Origin of the sequence: Sporomusa rhizae, assembly GCF_041428845.1 — a bacterium.
Lineage (GTDB): Bacteria > Bacillota > Negativicutes > Sporomusales > Sporomusaceae > Sporomusa > Sporomusa rhizae.
Genome location: NZ_CP156925.1, coordinates 1,381,740 through 1,401,313 on the forward strand (window position 1 = coordinate 1,381,740; position 19,574 = coordinate 1,401,313).

16 protein-coding genes are annotated in these 19,574 nt (G+C 46.7%); 13 read left to right on the plus strand and 3 right to left on the minus strand.

Annotated features, from left to right (window positions below; all coding sequences use genetic code 11):
- Positions 1-29: 29 nt before the first annotated feature.
- The 3 genes from SRRS_RS06100 to SRRS_RS06110 are packed head-to-tail and all read left to right on the plus strand — an operon-like array spanning position 30 to position 6,226.
- Positions 30-2,954, plus strand: coding sequence for a metallophosphoesterase (locus SRRS_RS06100; RefSeq protein ID WP_371367154.1), 2,925 nt, complete (start codon positions 30-32; stop codon positions 2,952-2,954).
- 37 nt (positions 2,955-2,991) lie between these two features.
- Positions 2,992-4,161, plus strand: a complete 1,170-nt coding sequence (locus tag SRRS_RS06105; RefSeq protein WP_371367156.1) for a TAT (twin-arginine translocation) pathway signal sequence — start codon at positions 2,992-2,994, stop codon at positions 4,159-4,161.
- A gap of 58 nt (positions 4,162-4,219) precedes the next feature.
- On the plus strand, positions 4,220-6,226 hold the full coding sequence (locus SRRS_RS06110) for a methyl-accepting chemotaxis protein (RefSeq protein WP_371367157.1): 2,007 nt from the start codon (positions 4,220-4,222) through the stop codon (positions 6,224-6,226).
- A gap of 155 nt (positions 6,227-6,381) precedes the next feature.
- Here SRRS_RS06110 and SRRS_RS06115 read toward each other — a convergent pair whose 3' ends face one another.
- On the minus strand, positions 6,382-6,813 hold the full coding sequence (locus SRRS_RS06115) for an EamA family transporter (RefSeq protein WP_371367159.1): 432 nt from the start codon (positions 6,811-6,813) through the stop codon (positions 6,382-6,384).
- Positions 6,814-7,007: 194 nt separating this feature from the next.
- On the opposite strand from SRRS_RS06115, the gene SRRS_RS06120 reads away from it, so the two are divergent.
- Together SRRS_RS06120 and pfkA are read left to right on the plus strand one after the other, a co-directional pair.
- Positions 7,008-8,426, plus strand: coding sequence for a hypothetical protein (locus SRRS_RS06120; protein WP_371367161.1), 1,419 nt, complete (start codon positions 7,008-7,010; stop codon positions 8,424-8,426).
- A 145-nt stretch (positions 8,427-8,571) separates the two neighbouring features.
- Positions 8,572-9,531 (plus strand): 6-phosphofructokinase, encoded by a 960-nt coding sequence (gene pfkA / locus SRRS_RS06125; RefSeq protein WP_371367162.1) that lies wholly within the window; start codon positions 8,572-8,574, stop codon positions 9,529-9,531.
- 108 nt (positions 9,532-9,639) lie between these two features.
- On the opposite strand, the gene SRRS_RS06130 is transcribed toward pfkA, so the two are convergent.
- Both SRRS_RS06130 and SRRS_RS06135 read right to left on the minus strand, forming a co-directional pair.
- Complete coding sequence (locus SRRS_RS06130; protein ID WP_371367164.1) at positions 9,640-9,975, minus strand: cupin domain-containing protein; 336 nt, start codon at positions 9,973-9,975, stop codon at positions 9,640-9,642.
- A gap of 107 nt (positions 9,976-10,082) precedes the next feature.
- Positions 10,083-10,373, minus strand: a complete 291-nt coding sequence (locus tag SRRS_RS06135) for a hypothetical protein (protein WP_371367165.1) — start codon at positions 10,371-10,373, stop codon at positions 10,083-10,085.
- A 341-nt stretch (positions 10,374-10,714) separates the two neighbouring features.
- Here SRRS_RS06135 and SRRS_RS06140 point away from each other — a divergent pair, with 341 nt between their 5' ends.
- From SRRS_RS06140 to SRRS_RS06175, 8 genes are read left to right on the plus strand one after another with little or no spacing between them, the layout of a single operon-like run.
- Positions 10,715-11,857 carry an FAD-binding oxidoreductase gene (locus SRRS_RS06140; RefSeq protein WP_371367167.1) on the plus strand — a complete coding sequence of 381 codons (1,143 nt, stop codon included), beginning with the start codon at positions 10,715-10,717 and terminating at the stop codon, positions 11,855-11,857.
- Between the two features lie 19 nt (positions 11,858-11,876).
- On the plus strand, positions 11,877-13,145 hold the full coding sequence (locus SRRS_RS06145; RefSeq protein ID WP_371367169.1) for a (Fe-S)-binding protein: 1,269 nt from the start codon (positions 11,877-11,879) through the stop codon (positions 13,143-13,145).
- Positions 13,146-13,157: 12 nt separating this feature from the next.
- Positions 13,158-14,534 (plus strand): FAD-binding oxidoreductase, encoded by a 1,377-nt coding sequence (locus tag SRRS_RS06150; protein WP_371367171.1) that lies wholly within the window; start codon positions 13,158-13,160, stop codon positions 14,532-14,534.
- A 16-nt stretch (positions 14,535-14,550) separates the two neighbouring features.
- Positions 14,551-16,050 (plus strand): DASS family sodium-coupled anion symporter, encoded by a 1,500-nt coding sequence (locus tag SRRS_RS06155; protein ID WP_371367173.1) that lies wholly within the window; start codon positions 14,551-14,553, stop codon positions 16,048-16,050.
- A gap of 38 nt (positions 16,051-16,088) precedes the next feature.
- Positions 16,089-17,342 (plus strand): DUF362 domain-containing protein, encoded by a 1,254-nt coding sequence (locus tag SRRS_RS06160; RefSeq protein WP_371367174.1) that lies wholly within the window; start codon positions 16,089-16,091, stop codon positions 17,340-17,342.
- A 39-nt stretch (positions 17,343-17,381) separates the two neighbouring features.
- A complete protein-coding gene (locus SRRS_RS06165) occupies positions 17,382-17,576 on the plus strand; it encodes a ferredoxin family protein (protein ID WP_371367176.1) in 195 nt (64 codons plus the stop codon).
- Between the two features lie 26 nt (positions 17,577-17,602).
- Entirely contained in the window at positions 17,603-18,736 is a 1,134-nt protein-coding gene (locus SRRS_RS06170) for a 2-oxoacid:acceptor oxidoreductase subunit alpha (protein ID WP_371367177.1), read from the plus strand.
- A gap of 18 nt (positions 18,737-18,754) precedes the next feature.
- Positions 18,755-19,573, plus strand: coding sequence for a 2-oxoacid:ferredoxin oxidoreductase subunit beta (locus SRRS_RS06175; protein WP_371367179.1), 819 nt, complete (start codon positions 18,755-18,757; stop codon positions 19,571-19,573).
- The last annotated feature ends 1 nt before the right edge of the window (position 19,574 follow it).

The following is a 19,574-nucleotide window of genomic DNA, read 5'->3' on the forward strand; positions in this document are numbered from 1 at the left end:
TCTTGCTTTTTTTAAATGGAGGAGTAGCAGTGAATAGCTTATCCGCAATAGTGAACGGGCCCTATTTATTAGCACCTACTGCCACGGGTTTAACCATAACCTGGGAAACCAATATACCTGTTAGAGCCAAACTATTATACGGGGTACAGGAAAGTTTTAGTAATGAGATGACCGTGCCGTGTCAGCAAGGGGCTCACTGGAAAGACAGTCCTGCCGGAATAGCCATGTACCGGGCAACTCTTACCAATTTACTGCCGGCTACATCCTATTCCTATAAAATCGAATTAGAGTCGGGAGAAAGCCGGATAGGAAGTTTTAAAACATTACAGGAAAATCCGGGCGAAATACGGATAGTTACCTTGAGCGATTCGCATTTGTTCACTACCTGTGAGGATTTCACCAGGGCCGCTATAGAGTATCAGCCGGATTTTATCGTCCATTCGGGTGACATTTCCATGGGTACTGGTTTTCAAAAAGAACAATATAACAACAATTGGTTTCAAAAAGGCGCCAACTTTTTAAAGCACATACCTGTTGTATATATTTACGGAAATCATGATGAAGGGCCTTATTTTGATGACATGCTGCTAAAGCCCCAAAAAGACACCTACCATACCGATAGAACAGGGCGCAATTTTTCCTTCACGTATGGTAATACCCATATTACGATGCTTAACAGTAATCCGTGGGGCTTTTATGAAATGAATGCAATTGGTTCCAACTATCCGGTGGGTGAAGTGACGCAGAGTATTATTGACGACACCATTACTTGGTTGCACGAGGATTTACAGTCCGTGGATGCGCAAAATTCAACCTGGCGGATTGTTGTTCTGCATCACCCTTATACAGACGAGTTCACTAACAAACGGATTGTCAGCGTGGTGGAAGAGCATAATGTCGATTTAGTTGTGGCCGGTCATCTCCATTATTATATAAAAAATATATCTGTTAATCCGGACGTTGGTGCAAAAACTGTCTATATTACGCAGGGAAGCCCGCACGATCCCGGGTGTACGATTGACTACGGTACCGCGGGTGAACGGATATTGCCCGATTTCCCCGAAATAGTAGCTACCGGAACCACCAACTACGGCAGTATTTGCATTTCGGGAGAAAAACTTGTATTTAAAACGTACGGTTTTACTGCTACGCATGAAAGTAAACTTGTTGATGAGGTTATACTTGTCAAACAAGAGCCGCAAGTGGTGTTTACAGATATTGCGATCCGAAATTCGGCTGATGAACAAAGTAATACTGTCCTGATTGAGGGAACAGCAAGCAACCAAGGACAGGGATTGGCTGCCGTTACGCTTGCGATTAGGGATAATGATAAGGTTACCGTCCAGAATCTGTTTGGGGTTAGCGGTAAAGAACGTGTTGTTGTTCTAAATCCCGGGGAAGAAAAAAGGGTGCAAACCGGGTATAACTTTACCGGCGCCGGGAAGCATACAATCTCTGTTGGCGGCGTAACGAAAACCATCGAGGTTAAGCGTCTGGAACCATTTTTCTTAGAAAATTGCAAGGTCAAAGTCGGTCAGGGGCCGCATAGTGATTGTGTGTTTGTCTCGGCAGTTGTGACAAATAACCATAATACGGTAACGATGGCGGAAATCGATCTTTATATTGATGATAACAGGGCCGATTGTAAAAAGTTAGAATTACTACCCTATGAAAAACGGGTTATACAGTTTGTTTACCAGTTTTGCCGGGGTGGCGTTTATCAACTGCGAGTTGCACATTTAGAACCACGGGAAGTAAAAATACAGGGTACGTTAAAAGGATGCCCGGTCATTCGGGACAAATCAGGCAGAGGCAACCATGCCTGGTTACGCGGAGCACCGCGAATAGCCAGCGGTAAGGATGGAGTAACCGTAACCTTGGCTGACTACGGTGATTATATTGAGATTCCGGACAGTGAAAACCTGCGGGTAACTGACGGTTACACCGGGGTGGTCTGGGCTAATATTACCCGGCTGGCAACCGAAGAGGAGATGGGGCATAACCCTCTTTTGTTAAAAGGTGCTTCCATCGGCTGGGGGGCAACGTATCTTTTGCGGATGGCTGTGGAAAGAAGTGGCGGCTTGAAATGGGGTACTTGCCATGGCAGTAATGAATATACTTGGCAAGGGGGAAAAATCAAACAGGGAGATTGGGCCCAATATACGTCAGTCTTTGATAAACAGACCGGCGGTGCATCCTACGTCGACTGTCAACAGGTAGCCCAAATTGCCGGGATAGCAGAAAATGAAGTGCTGCGTAATTGGGAAGGGTTTCCGCTGTTTGTCGGCTATTCGTATATTGGACATGTTATTCCGGAAATCGGCAGGCCGAAATATTTTACCCATCTGCCGGCGCAAATTGGACAGGTACGCTTTTACAAAGCAAAACTCAGTCAGGAAGAACTCGCGTATATTTATGAACACCCGGAGGCAAAGGGTTCGCACGAGCAAGATCTACTGGTCTGGCTTGATTTCAGGGATATTGAAACGCGGGGCATCCATAAGACCGAATGGCGGCGGCCTGTCGATTTTAAACCTGCCTATAAAGCGGAAAAACGGCGTTGGAGTTTTAACGTGTTAACGGCCAAAGCTACTATTCCTGGTTCGGCTTCCATACAAGCTATGGTAGAGGTTTCCGATGACGGTGAAACTATAAAGGGTATTAAGCGAGTTCGCTTGCAAAATGGAACCCAGTCGATTGACATCACCGGTTTGCCGCAAGCGCAATATATCCGTATCGTAAGCGAATTTGCTGCTGCTATTACACCAGACGCAACCGATATACCGGAATTGCACGAATATAGCATTAAGGCGACTGCTGAGTATGCTATGGCCGAGTTTGGCTGGGCAACCCGCGTTGACTGGGAACGCGGACATTATGAGGGAGCTGTCGGCTTTGAGCCGTTAGACAGGTTAACTATTTTTGACGAATTTAGTGATGTGATTCATGGTTAGTCAAGTATAAAAAATAGTAGTTGGATGGGTGAGGTAAATGGGGAAGAACAGTTTATTTGAAAAGGAATTTGACCGCAGAGATTTTTTACGCATGTCTGCAGGGGCTGCGGCTACGTTGACGGTAAGCCCCCTGCTGCCGGCTACCGCCGCAGCGAAAGCGGCGTCTGACGGTGCAAACAAAATCTCACTGAATGAATGTATAAAACTTACTCCGGCCGCTATGGCCGAAAAGTCCGCGATGGTCAAAAAAGGGTACAATTACCTTTTAAAATGTGCAAACCAGATTTCTAACAGCAGTTATCGCAGTTTTGCTTATGAAAGTGTAAAAAATCCTGTACCCAGGCTTATGGAACTGTATCCTTCCAATGCTGAAAAGGAGATTGCCAGACAGAGACTGGTAGATGCCGGTTATTTGAAGGCCGACGCTGCCTATGACCAGTTCTTGCCTCCCTGCATCAGCCCTAACAAAAATGTCCAGCCTTTTTGGTCGGCTCCCGGCAGCGGTTGGTCGAGCCACCATGCCTATCCTGGCGGACTGGTAACGCATGTTGCTGTTGATATGCAGACCGCCTTGGGGATTTACGATTCCTATTACGATATTTATGGATACCATATGGATAAAGATTTACTTATGGCAGCGATACTCATTCATGATACTCATAAGCCGTGGGTATTCCAGTGGAAGGAAGATGGGACCTGTTTGCCGGAAGTAGGTGTTGCCGGTACGGGGGTACATCATACGTTAGCTATTGCTGAAAGTATTTACCGGGAGATGCCGCCTGAATTAATTGTTGCTATTGCCTGCTCCCACAATCATCCCGGTTTTGCCGCCGATGAGGCCCAGGTGATCGGCTGGATTAAAGCGGCTTGTATCCTGGCCGATAATAAGGATCCCGTCAAACTCGGCTTATTGGCCGCAGATGGCAAAACCTTGCCGTTGCCGCGGCGACAAGAAGGATTTATTGTCCATTTGGGTGACCATGACTATGTACTTACCGCCCCGGCTGCCCAATGGATGGCAGCCAAACTCGGCGAGATTGCCAAACAAGAGTATAAAATGTCTGAAGCTGATCTTAAAAGTAAGCCGTTTAACGCCTTCCGTAATTATTTGTTTTCACAAGTAAGCGTAAAACGTCTGCATCAAGAATGGGTAGTGAACGGAGAGCATTCTTTGCTACAAACCGTTAAAGAAATTATTACTGTCTAAATCAGCTGCTATAAGGAAGCGTTCTAGGGAGTTATGTTTAGAGTGCGGGGGAGGTACTATGTGGAAATCATTACAGCTGCGGACGAAAATGCTGATCATGCTTATAATCCCAATGCTGATTATTCTTGCCGGCACCAATTTGTATTCATATTACAGATCGCACAATATGCTTAATGATCAGATACTGGAAACAGCAAGTTACATAGTAGAAAGCAAAAGCAATACCATTTACTCTTCGCTAAAGGAAAAGGAAGTATTAGTAGCTGTGGTTGCTGAAGTTCTGGGAGCCAAAGAGATAGCACAACCGGAAGAAGTCGAATTTCTTAAACAGATAAAGGCTTCCACGCCGGGGGTCAAGTCGGCTTTTACCGGACATGAAAACTTGACTTGTGCCGACTCGCAGGGAGTTACCGAAAAGGAGAAAGCCAAAGGGTATGATCCGCGCAGCCGCGGCTGGTACAAGACCGGTGTTGCCTCCGATGGGGTTGGTTATACCGAAGTGTATGAAGCTTCTCTGACGAAAGAATTATCTGTCAGTGTGACTAAGAAAATCATGCATAGTGGCAAACTTACCGGGGTAGCCGGGATTGATATGGATATAAAACCCATACAGCAGCTAGCGCAAGAATTTAAAATTGGTAAGAGCGGTTTTGCGGTTATACTGGATGAGAAGGGGAACTTTTTGTCTCATCCCAGCTACGGTTTAAAAGATAATATCTCCCAAGTCGAAAATGGCATGTTCGCAGAATATGTAAAAGGCATCCGGGAAAGCAGGACTCTTGTGCAAACAGGGATGGTAGGCGGGGTTGAAACCCTGATAGCGTCAACTCCAATTGGTAAGAGTGGCTGGACGTTCCTTGTTTTCGTGCCCAAAGCCGAACTGTTTGAACAAGTAAATATACTGGGAAGAAACTCGCTTATTTCCGGTATAACCGGTTTAGTAATATTAGGGCTTATTATTCTGTTAAGCACGCTTGCCATCGTTAAACGAATCAGGGAATTGGACGACATGGCCGGAAGAATTGCCAATGGTGACTTGACGGTAGCCGCCGGTGGTAATATAAAGGCCGGCGTCGGCGATGAAATTGGCAGTTTGCAGCAAAAATTCCGGGATATGACGAATAATTTGTGTAATCTGATTTCGCATGTGCAGCGTTCTGCCAAACAAGTGGCTGATTCAGCGGAACAGTTTAGCGAAAACTCTCAGCAATCGGCGCAAACGGCTTGCAGTGTAGCCGCGTCTATCTCTACAGTAACGCAGGGGGCAGAAGCACAGGTTACTGCGCTGAAACAAGTTTCCGCCGTAGTCGAAAAAATGTCGGCAAATATTGAAGAACTTGTAGCAACTGCCAATAATATGGCTAACGTTACGGAAAGTGCCACCGCCGCAACAGCGAGTGGACGAGACGCCGTCCACAAAGCGGTAACACAAATGGATAATATGGTCGATGCTGCCAATAAGGCTAAGGAAACTTCCGGTGAAATGGAAAGAGGGTCTAAGCAGATTGGCGAAATCGTAGAACTTATTTCGAACATTGCCGGACAGACAAATCTTTTGGCGCTCAATGCAGCGATTGAGGCGGCCAGAGCGGGAGAACAGGGACGCGGGTTTGCAGTAGTGGCCGAAGAAGTAAGAAGGCTGGCAGAGCAGTCAGACCAGGCGGCACAACAAATTACTGAATTAATTCGTCAAAATAATCAAGGCATAAATAATGTAGTTTCCTCTATAGAGACTGCTATCACGAATGTTAATGACGGTGTTGCCGTGGTAAATTCCGCTGATGCAGAGTTTTCCCAAATAACAGGTTTTGTCTCTGAAGTTGCCAGATATGTTGAAGTTATTTCCCAAACCTTAGAGCAGTTGGCAGCAGGCAGCCAGCAAATTGTCCTGTCGGTCAATGCGGTGGAAACAACGTGTCAGGAGACAACCGGTGAGTTGCAGAATGTATCCGCGGCCGTACAAGAACAATCGGCTTCGGTACAAGAAATTGCGTCTTCTTGCCTGGCGTTATCTAACCTTGCCGAACAGTTAACTACTCAAGTAAATAGGTTTAAAATACGGTAATGATTACAGAAAGCAGGGATTGGAAGTTGCCAGTTCCTGCTTTTTAGTTCAATACTGCTGGTTCATGAACGGTGCAGGCAAGTCATAACAATCTAGAAATGAAAAATGCGCGACATTTGCCGCGCATTTTTCCATTTCACTGACACCTGCTGCTATTATAAACTGATAAGCACCAACCCGAGGGTTATAAAAAAGGCGCCAAGAATCTGATAGCTTGTGACAATTTCGTTAAAAATAAAATAACTTAAAATTACCGTTATTAATGGCGCACATGACATGATAAGGGAAACTTCATTAATGTTGCCGTCTTTTAACGCACAAAAGTAGGCTAAGTCTCCGAGTAAGGCTGCCAATACAGCTTCAATGGTGATGATGATCCATAGCGTAGGGGATATTGTTAGAAATTCGTCATAGCCTCGGGAGCTAAGAAACCAGGTCCCCATAATAAGGGCTGCAATCATTGTACGTAATACAAAGGCGGTAATAGGATTTACACTGTTTAAAACTGCTTTTCCAAATAGGGGAGCCAATCCTAAACAGAAAACACCGGCCAAAGCATAAATCAAGAACATGATTCCATTCCCCATTTCTACGAACCCTGCTGTAGATAAATATGCAAAAATGAGTTAAAAAAAGAACCGCAGGCAAAAGCAAAAAGCGCCGCGGCAAATGGAGTTGTGGGATCATTATAATGGGAAGTGATGTAAATATTGAAGTCATAGTGCCTAACGAATACGCTTCTGCATATCCTGTAGCAAACCTGAGGATAGGGGGAAGTGGCATGGGAGTAGAGCTTATTGCGTTGCACTACGTATACTTATTATTTATTTTCTTGATTTTAGGAGTAATGTTGCTGCGGCGGGATACCTCGCTTGTATGCATTATCGGCATTTTTGTTATTGGTCTTATGGTTAAGGGCTCAATATATCAGGCTATCAGCAGTATTTTTAACAGCTTTATTTTTGCGATTACGGAATTACTTGGAACTATTTTGATTATCTCGATTATTGTTGCTATGAGCCGGGTTCTTTTGGTTACCGGTATTAATGAAGCCATGGTTTCACCGGTAGCCAAACTTATACGTACACCATCGCAGGCCTATTGGATTACAGGCCTATTAATGATGGTTATTTCTTGGTTTTTTTGGCCTTCCCCCGCGGTTGCTTTGATTGGCGCCGTACTTGTACCGGTAGCCATCAGAGCAGGATTACCAGCCATTGGTGTGGCAGTGGCTATGAATCTATTTGGACATGGGATTGCGCTGTCCGGAGATTTTGTTATTCAGGGAGCGCCGAAACTCACGGCAGCTGCAGCCGGGATTCCCGTGCATGATGTTGTTAGCGCCAGCATGCCGCTGGTATTTGTTATGGGGCTTGTTGCTACAGTAACAGCTTATTGGCTGTTACTACGGGAGCTAAATGCAAAAACGGGTAATACTAACTTGGAAGCCGCGATTGTCAGTGATACCGTTTCGCTGTATGATCAGGCAAGCTGTGAGCAAATAGAGAATATACTGCCGGATACTATGAAGAAGTTTATGGCGATAGCAGTGCCATGCTTATTCCTGGCGGATGTGGGAGTTATGTATGCTGCCGGCTTGCAAGGCGGTGACGCAACTGCCTTAGTCGGAGGAACTGCTGTACTTATATTGGCTTTGATTGCTTTATTGGCCCATAAAACCCAAGGGCTGGAAAAGATTACTTCGTACTCAATAGAAGGCTTTAAGTTTGGTTTCACTGTCTTCGGACCGGTTATTCCTATTGCCGCTTTCTTTTATTTAGGCGATGTAGGCATTAATCAAATTATGGGTAATGTTTTGCCTCAAGGCTCTCAGGGGCTGGTTAACGACATTGGCTTGGCTATTGCCGGAGTAGTACCGCTTAATGCCGGAGTCAGTGCGGCAACACTAGCAATTGTTGGCGCGGTAACAGGGCTGGATGGATCAGGATTCTCGGGAATATCTTTGGCCGGATCGATTGCTCGTTTGTTTGCTGCGGCTCTTGGATCTGGAATTGCTACTTTAACGGCATTAGGACAAATAGCGGCTATTTGGGTTGGCGGCGGAACGCTTGTGCCTTGGGCGCTTATTCCGGCTGCCGCGATTTGCGGGGTAAGTCCGTTTGAACTTGCCCGCCGTAATTTGATTCCGGTATTATCGGGACTTGTGGTAACTACCCTTGTTGCGATGTTTTTAATATAAAGTAGACTGGCTTCAGGTGGAATTCTAGTAAATATCCAGTATATAATTTTCCAAAATAGTTAGCAGGCAATTAGAATTATTTGCCGAAATAGTACAAAATTCCTAACTTGATATATATACTTTTGCGTAGAGAGGCAGGGGTAGTGTGAAAAAGATTGCGGTTATTACCAGCGGTGGCGATTCTCCCGGGATGAATGCTGCTATCCGGGCGGCGGTACGTGTCGCTTTAGCCCAGGGGGTTGAAGTTTGGGGAATTAGAAATGGTTATGCCGGCATGATTGCCGACGACATGATAAGGTTGGATTCGCGTTCAGTCGGGGATATTATTCAAAAAGGCGGCACTTTTTTAGGGACGGCCCGCAGTGAAGAGTTTAAGACCTTAACCGGAAGGCAGAAAGCTGCCGAAAATTTGCACTCCCGTGGCATTGAAGGTCTGATTGTTACCGGTGGTGACGGCTCTCTTACGGGTGCCAAGCTGTTAAGCGAATTAGGTATTAAATTTGTGGGTTTACCAGGAACGATTGATAATGACATTTGGGGTACTGATTTCACAATCGGTTTTGATACAGCAGTTAATACTGCACTTGATGCCATCAATAAGCTAAGGGATACGGCATCTTCCCATGGGCGTGTCATTCTAGTGGAAGTCATGGGCAGGCATTGCGGCTGGATTGCTCTTACAGCCGGACTGGCCGGCGGCGCGGAGATTATTCTTGTCCCCGAAGAACCTTTTAATCAGGAAGATATCAGCAAAAAACTGTTGGAATCAAGGGCGAAGGGGAAGCAATACAGTATTATTGTGGTCGCCGAAGGTGCAGGCAGTGCTTTGGAGCTGGGCCAGTATATTCGGGCCAATTCCGGGTTGGAAACACGGGTTTCCGTTCTTGGTCATATCCAACGGGGGGGAGCACCGACAGCTTTTGACCGGCTACTCGCAAGCCGCCTGGCAGAGACCGCTGTTAGAGCTCTTATGGCGGGAAAAACAGATATTATGATCGGGTTCCGTAATAACCAGTGTGTCGAGGTTCCTATTGCCGATGCGGTTGGCAAGAAAAAAGAAATTGATCCTGAACTATACCGGTTGGCTGACGTATTATCTAAGTAACATCAGCCGTCTTGCAAGCGTGTTGAAAGAAATCCCGCATTATTTCCAGGGAAATAATGCGGGATTTTGTCTAATCATCGGATTTTATACAGAAAATACATTTTAAGGTTACATAACAAGTATAAGCAGCATTTTGAAATTTTCTACGGCGTCAAGTGCATGCGACACATCGGCAGGCATGACAACCACTTGTCCGGTGGTTGCAGTAATCGTTTCGTTGCCAATGGTAATTTCTGCTTTGCCATCCAGGATATACACCATTGCATCACCGGGAGCAGAGTGACTGCTGATAGCTTCGCCTTTGGCAAAAGCAAACAGGGTCATACTTAAAGTTTTATTTTGAGATAAAGTCAGACTTACCACTTTTCCCGGTTGATAATCTACTAAATTAACCAAATCCAGAGCTTTACTGAACTCAATATTCTTTATAAATTGTTTTTCCATGAGTAACCCTCCCTTTTTAGTATAAGTTTACCAAGTAACTACACATTACGCTGTGACAGAGGTCACAGTTTTTTATCCTGATAAAAAACAGGCCTGAGCGGCCTGATTTAGCGTACATCATCATTCAAGTCCAAGGTACCCTCATCAGATACCCGGGCATTTAGACTGACTTTTTCTTCGTGTCCCCACAACATTCTGGCAACCAAGCTATTGGTTGCATGCTTATTGCCAGCTTTAAGGTCACTTCTGCGGAGGGTATCTTGCGTAGCGTCAAGACCGCTTTCCTGATATAAGGCACCCGCATTATCAATATCGGTACCTTCTTGATAGTCGGCGGGGGTAGTTGTTTCCGCATTTTTTGTCATGATGCTTCCCGAACTTTGTTTGTTTTCGTCCATATAAATTCCTCCCTGCTTAAATCGGGTGTGCTTGAATTTAGCGTATCCTTTGCTCCCGTGTACCATACATATTTTATTGCTTTGCTCTATTGCGATTATTTTCCAAGGGGGATAGTTACAATCAACTTTTTATAGTCAACCAATAGATAAACGAGCTCGAATATTGTAGCTCGTTTATCTATTGGTTTTATTTTTTCAGATAATACTGATGATTTTTAATTTCGTATTCAATTTCCGCAGGTTCGTCAGTCAATTCCTGCGTTTGGTCGTAAAGTGCATGTGTAACCCCACAGAGAGAAGTTAGTATAGCGGTATAAATAGTAAATGGAGGAGGGCGTGACGTGAGTCAATCGGTATTGCCTCAGTCCATCAAGGAATTGCAGCATTTGCTTTGGACGGCAGCGGATTCTGATTACCCGGTGTATGTATACCGCGAGGGTCCACAGGATGGAGTAATTATTGATTTGTCGAAGCTCAATGAAATTATCGAAATCGATCCAGCTAACCTGGTTGCGACAGTGGAACCCGGAGTAAAACTTGGGGCACTTGCTAAGAAATTAGCGGAACAGGGACTTAGGTTTATTCCGGCTGATACGTTGTTTTATCAGGATAAGACCGTAGGCGAACTGTTTTATGAGGGCTGTTCTACCATTTCCAGTTTAAAGTACGGGTGTACCAAGCATTTTCTTATGGGTTCGGAAGTTGTGTTACCTTCCGGCGAAATCCTCAAAACAGGTGGTAAAACGGTTAAAAATGTGACCGGCTACGATTTTACCCGCTTCTTTAATGCCCCGTACACGGATTTTGGTATTACCGCGAAGTATTTGCTTAAGCTGCTGCCGGTGCCTGAAACTCGGAAATCAGTTAGCGTTTCGTTCAAAGGCATAGCAGAATTGCTGGCGTTTATCAAAGATTTGAAAGCCAGTCATATTGTTCCTGCGTATTTATTATGGGTTGATCTAGGTGAGCAAAGTGTTTTTCGCACAGACTCTTCCGGTCAGCTGGTCATGATGGAGTTTGACGGCTTAAGTGAAGAAGTTTCTGAGCAATGGAAAAATACCGAGATCTTCATCAAGAAGTACAAAGGAGCTATTTACGAGGTTAGTGACGGATGCAGTGAGATGGCAAGTAAGTGGAGCTGTTTATACCGGACTACCGATAAGTATGTGCTTACCGAGGAAATCAAAATGCCGTTTACCGCGCAAGGAGAGTTTTACAAGATATTTTACGAAAAAGCCAAAGCTAGCCGGGTTAAGGCCAGTCTATTCGGCCAACTGGCCGAGGGTAAGTTAAATATAGTTTTTGCCGAGAACTATCCGCAGGATACGTTTATAGAGAATATTATCGAAGCTGTGGAACAGGCTGGGGGAGTCAGTTCCGGAAAGTATGGACGGCTTACAGGTAAGCGGCCGGCCGGGATACTGGCAGAATTGGAACACCGTGCTAAAATCGCGCTTGATCCTAAAATGATACTAAACCGCTGACCAAGGGAGGTGAAGTAAAGTGGAAAAATCATATGCCGAATGGCAAAAGCAATTGGTAAAGTGTATTCGCTGTGGTACTTGCCGCTCTGTCTGCCCGGTATTTCAAGCGGCCGATAACGAAAATACCACCGCCAGGGGCAAGGTGAAATTGCTGGAGTCGGTGACCGAAGGCAAATTGGCGCTAACCCCTGAACTTCAGACCAGAATGTCAAAATGCTTGCTGTGCAAAGCGTGTGTGCCAGGCTGTCCTTCCGGTGTGAGGACCGATGAATTGTTTTTAAGTGCAAGGCGTGAATTAGCGGCTAAGAACGGTTTACCGCTAGCTAAGAAATTGGCTTTTACCGGATTAACCTATCGCCGGTTGTTTGATTTGGGATTAAAAATGGGGGCAACCTTCCAGGGCATGGTATTTAAGGACGCCCCAAACGGCAGAGGCAAGCTGGCTCGTTTTCCCTTGCCTGGTGCCGGACTCAGTCAAAGAAGAATCATACCGCCATTGGCGTCATCTCCGCTCAGAAGTAGGCTGCCGGAGAGAAACCAGGTGGCTTCGCCAAAGGGCAGAGTGGCCTTTTATACAGGCTGTATGCTGAATTATATTTACCCGGAAGCCGGTGAAGCCATTGTAAAAATTCTTAAAGCGCATGACATCGAAGTAATTATACCTTCACGGCAGAGCTGCTGTGGTACACCGGCTTTTACTTCCGGTGATTATCAGGTAGGGCGGTACTTAGCCGAAGAGAACGTCAGGGTGCTGGCAGCGGGAAATTATGACGCCATCATAACCGGATGTGCTTCCTGCGGCGCTGCCCTGCAGCACGAATATGGGACAATCATCGAAGACGATAAGGTGAAGAAAATGTGGGAAGAGTTGTCCGGAAAAGTAAAGGATATCACCCAGTTCCTGGTTGGTTTAGGCCTGAAAGATAATTTACGGGAAGTAAAGGCAACGCTTACGTATCACGATCCTTGCCACATGGTCCGCGGCATGGGGATTACGAAAGAACCCAGACAAATATTGAAAGCTATTCCGGGATTGAAATATGTGGAAATGAAGGATGCCGCCAAATGCTGCGGCGCCGGCGGAACCTTTAGCATGGTCTACTACGACATCTCCCGGACCATTAACGATTGGAAGCTGGATAATGCCGAAAAAACCGGAGCCGACATACTGGCAACAGGCTGCTCTGCCTGCCGGATGCATATTACCGATGGGTTGGGACAAAAAGGCAGTTCTATGAAGGTATTGCATACTGCGGAAGTAATAGCCAAGGCTTATGGCCTGGATTAGGGGGTGAGACAAATGAAGCAGCAAATGGTAGCAGAGTTGAGACAGATCGTGGGTTCCTCTTATGTTATGGATGGATTGGAAGATCGGATATGTTATTCCTTTGACGCAACCTTCCGGGACTTTCCGCCTGATGTGGTTGTCAAACCCGGCAGTGTCGGGGAAGTGGCAGCTATCGTTAAGCTGGCCAATCGTTACCAGGTTCCGGTAACCGCCCGGGGGGCGGCAACCGGCTTATCCGGCGGCGCAGTTCCGGTAAAGGGGGGAATCAGCCTGGTGTTAACCCGCCTGAACAAGATCATTGAAATAGATACGGCCAACCGGCTGGCTATTGTCGAGACCGGGGTAATTACCGAAGATCTTGTTACTGCCGTAAATCAGGCCGGGCTGTTTTTTCCTCCTGACCCGGCGAGTGCCAAAACTTCCACAATTGGCGGCAATGTAGCCGAATGTGCCGGCGGACCCAGGGGTGTAAAGTATGGTATTACCCGTGACTATGTGCTGGGCATGGAAGTAGTTTTGCCAGACGGCAGCGTAGTGGAACTGGGGAATAAGTTTGACAGCGAGATGGCCGGCCCGGACTGGGGAATGCTGCTGGTCGGATCGGAAGGAACGCTGGGAATCGTCACCAAAGTCTATCTGAAACTCATTGATAAACCGAACGCTAAACAAACCTTGCTTGCCATTTTTAGCAGCTTGGATGATGCCGCGCAAACAGTCAGTGATATGATAGCTTCCGGCACAATTCCCACTACGCTTGAGATTATGGATAATCTCACTATCCGGGCAGTAGAAGAATTCCTCAAAGTCGGGCTGCCTGTTACAGCAGAGGCAATTCTCTTGATTGAAGTTGACGGAAGTATGGCTTCGATCGGCAAACAGGCCGAGCATGTTATGCGGGTATGCAAAAAGTGTGGAGCAACCGCAATCCAGGCTGCTTCCACACCGGAAGACATTGATAAATTGTGGCGGGCCCGCAAGGCTATTTCGCCGGCTTGCGGCAAGATCAATCCGACGAAAATTTCGGAAGACGCCACGGTTCCCCGCAGCCAGATTCCCGCTATGGTTCGCCGCCTGCGGGAAATTGCCAAAAAGTATGATTTAAAGATGGTTATTTTTGGACATGCCGGTGACGGAAACCTTCATCCTAACATTTTAAGCAATAAGCATAACCAGGAAGAAATGGCCCGGGTAGAGCAAGCGGTAGAAGAACTTTTCCAAGCTGCTCTGGATCTTGGTGGAACATTGTCCGGCGAACATGGTATCGGGTATATGAAAGCCCCTTTTCTAAAATGGGAGACAGGTGAAATAGGTTTCGCCGTTGGGAAAAAATTGAAAGATACAGTGGATCAACAAGGGATACTAAACCCAGGAAAAATGTTTGATTTATAGAGAGGGAGTGAATGCTGTGGCAAACCCAAACGTAGCTGTCAATTCTAAGGCGAATACAAGCATGATTGAAGAATGGGGAAGAAAATACGGTTTACTTTTGGCGATTCTTACCGGTATAGTCATCTGGGCAATGCCCACCCCCGAAACTATGACAGTAACGCAACACAAGCTTTTGGCCATCTTTGGTGGCGCCGTGATCGCGTGGATAACAATTGGGATTAATTTCGCTGTAAGCACCTTCTTTGTAGTAACACTCTTATATTTCTGGGTAGGGAATCCTGACGGCAAGGTAGATCAATTTGGGCAGTTAATCCGCAGCGCCGATTTTGCTGTAGGTGGTTTTTCCTCGGCTTCATTGTGGTTATTGGTTACCGGTTTCGTCTTATCGATTGCTATGACTAAATCCGGGGTAGCCAAACGGCTGGCCTTGCAAATGATGAAAATACTCGGGCGGACACCCTCAGGGGCTATATACGCTTCCATGTTAGCCAATTTTATCATTGCTCCCCTGACACCTTCGAACACAGCCCGGACGGCAGCTATGCTGCCCATTGTGGAAGGTATTGCCGAAGCGTATAAGGCTAAGCCGGGGCAGAGTAACTTCGGAAAAGCGCTTATGCTGGCCAGTACCTTTACTTCAAATATCACAGGTTCGGCTTTTTTAACCGGAACTATTCCTAATCCCGTTTCTATCGGTATGATTGCCGCTGCAGCCGGACTTTCGGTTTATACGACCTGGAGTTACTGGGCTTTGGCAGCACTTCCGACCAACGTGATCATTCTCGCCATAACCGGTTGGCTGCTGCTAAAGCTATATCCTTCTGAGGTTAAGGCCTTACCGGGCGGAGTTGAGTATATCAAACAGGAACTCTTGGCAATGGGGCCGATGTCAGACCGCGAAAAAAAGGCTATTCTGTACTTTGTGTTAGCTCTTGTTCTTTGGTCAACAGATGCGCTGCATAAATTCAATTCTACAATGGTTGCCTTCTTTGTTTCCCTATTGATATTTATGCCCCGTATCGGTGTTATGGACTGGAAAGAGACCGAAAAATCACTGCCCTGGGAACTGTTTGTGTACTTTGGCGGAGTGCTGACATTAAGTGATGCTTTAATGAAAACAAAAGCTTTTGAATGGATTATTAAGGCGCTGCTTGGCGTACTCGGGTTGAAAAGCGTAGCATTGCTGCCTTTGCTGATTATTTTGATGGGCTTTAGTATATTCAGTCATGTCATTTGGTCAACAACCACCGCTATGACCGGAGTAATGATTCCAATCTATATCGGGTTAGCCAAAACTCTCGGTTTCGATATTGTTGCATTTGTTATGCCGCTGGCGATTATGATGGCCTACGCACTGTTTCTGCCTTTCAATACCATGGGAAATATCATTATGTTTGGAACAGGCTATTATACGGTAACTGAGCAGTTGAAGTCGTCCATTATCCTGGGGCTGATTATCTGGGGATTGTGGATTATCACAGCCTTAACCTGGTGGAAGTGGATCGGTTTACTCTAAATCAGTTAGCATTAGCTTGAATATAAGGGGGATGTGGTATGGCTTTTCCCAAACTGGTAAGAATTAAGCAAACTTTTTCCCGGCCGCTTGTCAGTGATGTAGAGGGCTCGGTCCTGGCTGAACTGGAAAAGTTGAATTTATCGGGACAAGTAGCCGGTAAACGTATCGGGATTACTGCCGGAAGCCGGGGTATTCAAAATATCGTAACAATACTTCGGCAAGTAGTGCAATATGTTAGACAGCATGGTGGAGAGCCCTTTTTGTTGGCGGCCATGGGCAGTCATGGCGGCGGGACGGCGGACGGGCAAAAAGAAGTGCTGGACAGTTTAGGCCTTACCGAAGAGCAGGTAGGTGCTCCGGTTATAACCTGTGCCGAAAGTGAGGTTATCGGGAAAACCCGGGAAGGTATTCCGGCCTATATTGTAAAGTCAGCATTGACGCTAGACGGCATTCTGGTGGTTAACCGAGTCAAGACTCATACTTCTTTTAAAGGCAAGGTGGAAAGCGGCTTGGTTAAAAAGCTGGTTGTAGGCCTGGGCGGGCCGCAGGGAGCCCAGCAGTTTCACGGTTTTGGCAGTGAAGAATTGCCCCGCCTGCTTGTTGAGATTGGTGAGGTAATTTTATCAAAGCTGCCTATCCTGGGTGGCCTGGCCATCATCGAAAATGCTTATGAAGAAACTGCACTTATTAAAGGGGTAACCAAAAATGATTTTATTCAGGAGGAAAGCGAGCTGTTAGTGTACTCTAAATCACTGATGCCCTCGCTGCCGATTGATAATATCGATATCCTTATCATTGGCCAGATGGGAAAGAATTTCAGCGGTACGGGGATTGATACCAATATTATCGGAAGGATACGCATTCAAGGGGTGCCGGAACCTTCCCGGCCGGCAGTAAAACGAATTGCTGTGCTGGATTTATCGGAAGAATCCCATGGCAATGCTACCGGAATCGGACTGGCGGACTTTGTCACCCAACGACTGGTTGATAAGATGGACCGGCAGGCCACGTATCTTAACTGTTTGACAAGCACCTTTGTTATGCGAGCGGCTACGCCGATTTATTATGAGGATGACCGCAAACTTTTTGAAGCCATACAGTACAGCCTAAGCAGCATCCCGCCGGAAGAACTAAGGGTAGTAGTAATTCCCAATACTTTATTTTTGACAGAATGCATGGTATCGGAAGCTGTGGCTAAGGAACTGACCTCCCGGGAGGAAATCAGTATTGTCGGAGAGCCTGAGCCAATGGAATTTGATTCCGAAAACCGGTTCCGGTTACCGCTGCACTAAGGCCAAAGTTTCTGTTATTACATTGGAGGAGGAAAAAAGATGCTAAAAACCAGTCCTAAGCTTTGTAAAGAACTTTGTAAGGGTTGTGGAATTTGTATAGAGTTTTGTCCTAAAAAGGTACTCGAGCTGGATGACCTTGGCAAGGTTCAGATTGCCGACGCCGAAGCCTGTGTGGCCTGTGGGCTGTGTGAATTGCGCTGTCCAGACTATGCTATCTTTGTGACTGCAGATTAGGAAGTTAATGAACGGAGGAATGTATCATGGCAAAAGCAGTACTAATGCAGGGAAATCATGCTTGCGCGGAAGGCGCGCTTGCTGCCGGAGCCCGGTTTTTTGCCGGTTATCCGATAACTCCGTCTACCGAGGTTGCGGAGCTGTTAGCCAAACGCTTACCGCAAGTTGGTGGAACCTTTATCCAGATGGAAGATGAAATCGCCGGCATGGCGGCAACGATTGGCGCGGCCCTGACAGGTGTTAAATCTCTGACAGCCACAAGCGGACCCGGTTTTTCTCTAAAACAAGAACTTATTGGCTATGCTTCCATGGCCGAGGTACCTTGCGTAATCGTAAACGTGCAGCGGGTAGGTCCCAGTACCGGCCAACCCACTTCGCCGGCCCAGGCAGACATCATGCAGGCCCGCTGGGGTTCTCACGGTGACCGGGGAGTGATTGCCCTGAGTCCGTCTAGTGTACCGGAGTGCTTCAGTCTTACGGTAGAAGCCTTTAATCTTGCCGAGAAGTACCGTACACCAGTAGTACTCTTGCTTGATGAAATCATTGGTCATATGCGGGAAAAAATTGAAGTTCCTGACACTGAAAGTTTAACTATAGTTAATCGTAAGAAACCTGCATTACCACCGGGAGAATTTCTTCCTTATAAACCAGATGCCGATGGTGTGCCGCCTATGCCTGCTTATGGGGACGGTTACCGGTTCCATGTTACCGGCCTGGCGCATGATTATACCGGTTTCCCCAGCGGCGCAAACAGTACCTCGCATGAACTAATTGCCAGGCTTCATACCAAGATTACCGATCACCTGGCAGAGATTATTTACTTTGAAGAACAGTGTCTGGAAGACGCTGAAGTCGCCGTAATTGCCTTTGGCGGGACAGCCCGTACGGCGTATGCCGCTGTTGAAATGGCCCGCGGGCAAGGGATCAAAGCCGGTCTGTTCCGGCCCATCACCATTTGGCCGTCACCCGAAGAACAAATAAAGGCCTTGGCCAAGAAAGTCAAAACCATTATTGTTGCAGAGCTTAATTATGGGCAGTATGTCGATGAAATCGAACGCATTGTTGCCGGCCAGGCACAAGTAGTTTCCTTAGCCAAATGGAACAATGATCCCATTACACCCCAGGAAATGCTTGCAGCTATTACCGAGGCAAGCCGTTAGACAGGAGGAGGGAATATCATGGAAAAATTAATTGAGAAATATTTTCGGCCTAAACTGCCGCACATCTGGTGTCCTGGCTGCGGCAACGGCATTGTCACAGCCGCAATAGTCAGAGCCATTGATAAACTTGGACTTGATCAAGACAAGACAACCATTGTTTCCGGCATTGGCTGTTCGTCCCGGGCTCCTGGTTATCTTAATTTTGATACACTCCACACAGCTCATGGACGGGCTTTGCCGTTTGCCACCGGGATTAAGCTTAGTAAACCCGAACACAAAGTACTGGTAATCACAGGTGACGGGGATGCCACGGCAATCGGCGGCAACCACTTTATTCATGCTGCCAGACGCAATATTGACCTTACGGTTATTGTATTTAATAACAATATCTACGGCATGACCGGCGGTCAGTATTCGCCCCTGACGCCGCATATGGCCAAAGCTACTACCGCTCCGTACGGTAATATTGACCGGGCGTTTGATTTGGCCGAGTTAGCTAAAGGCGCCGGCGCCACTTTTGTAGCCAGATCGACCACCTATCATGCTAAGCAGCTCGCTGATCTTGTGGCCAAAGCCATAGCCCATTCGGGGTTTTCGGTAGTAGAGGCGATTACCGGTTGCCCGATTTCTTACGGCCGGCAAAATAAGTTAGGAAAACCGGCGGCCCTCTTAGCTTGGCAGCGGGACAACACCGTGCCGGTTGAGGCTGTCGCTAAGCTGACCCCCGAGCAGTTGGCCGGTAAACTTGTAACAGGTGTCTTATATCAGCAAGTCGCACCTGAATATACTGTCGAATATGGTAAGGTAATCAAACAAGCGATGGAAGGAGGGCGCTAAT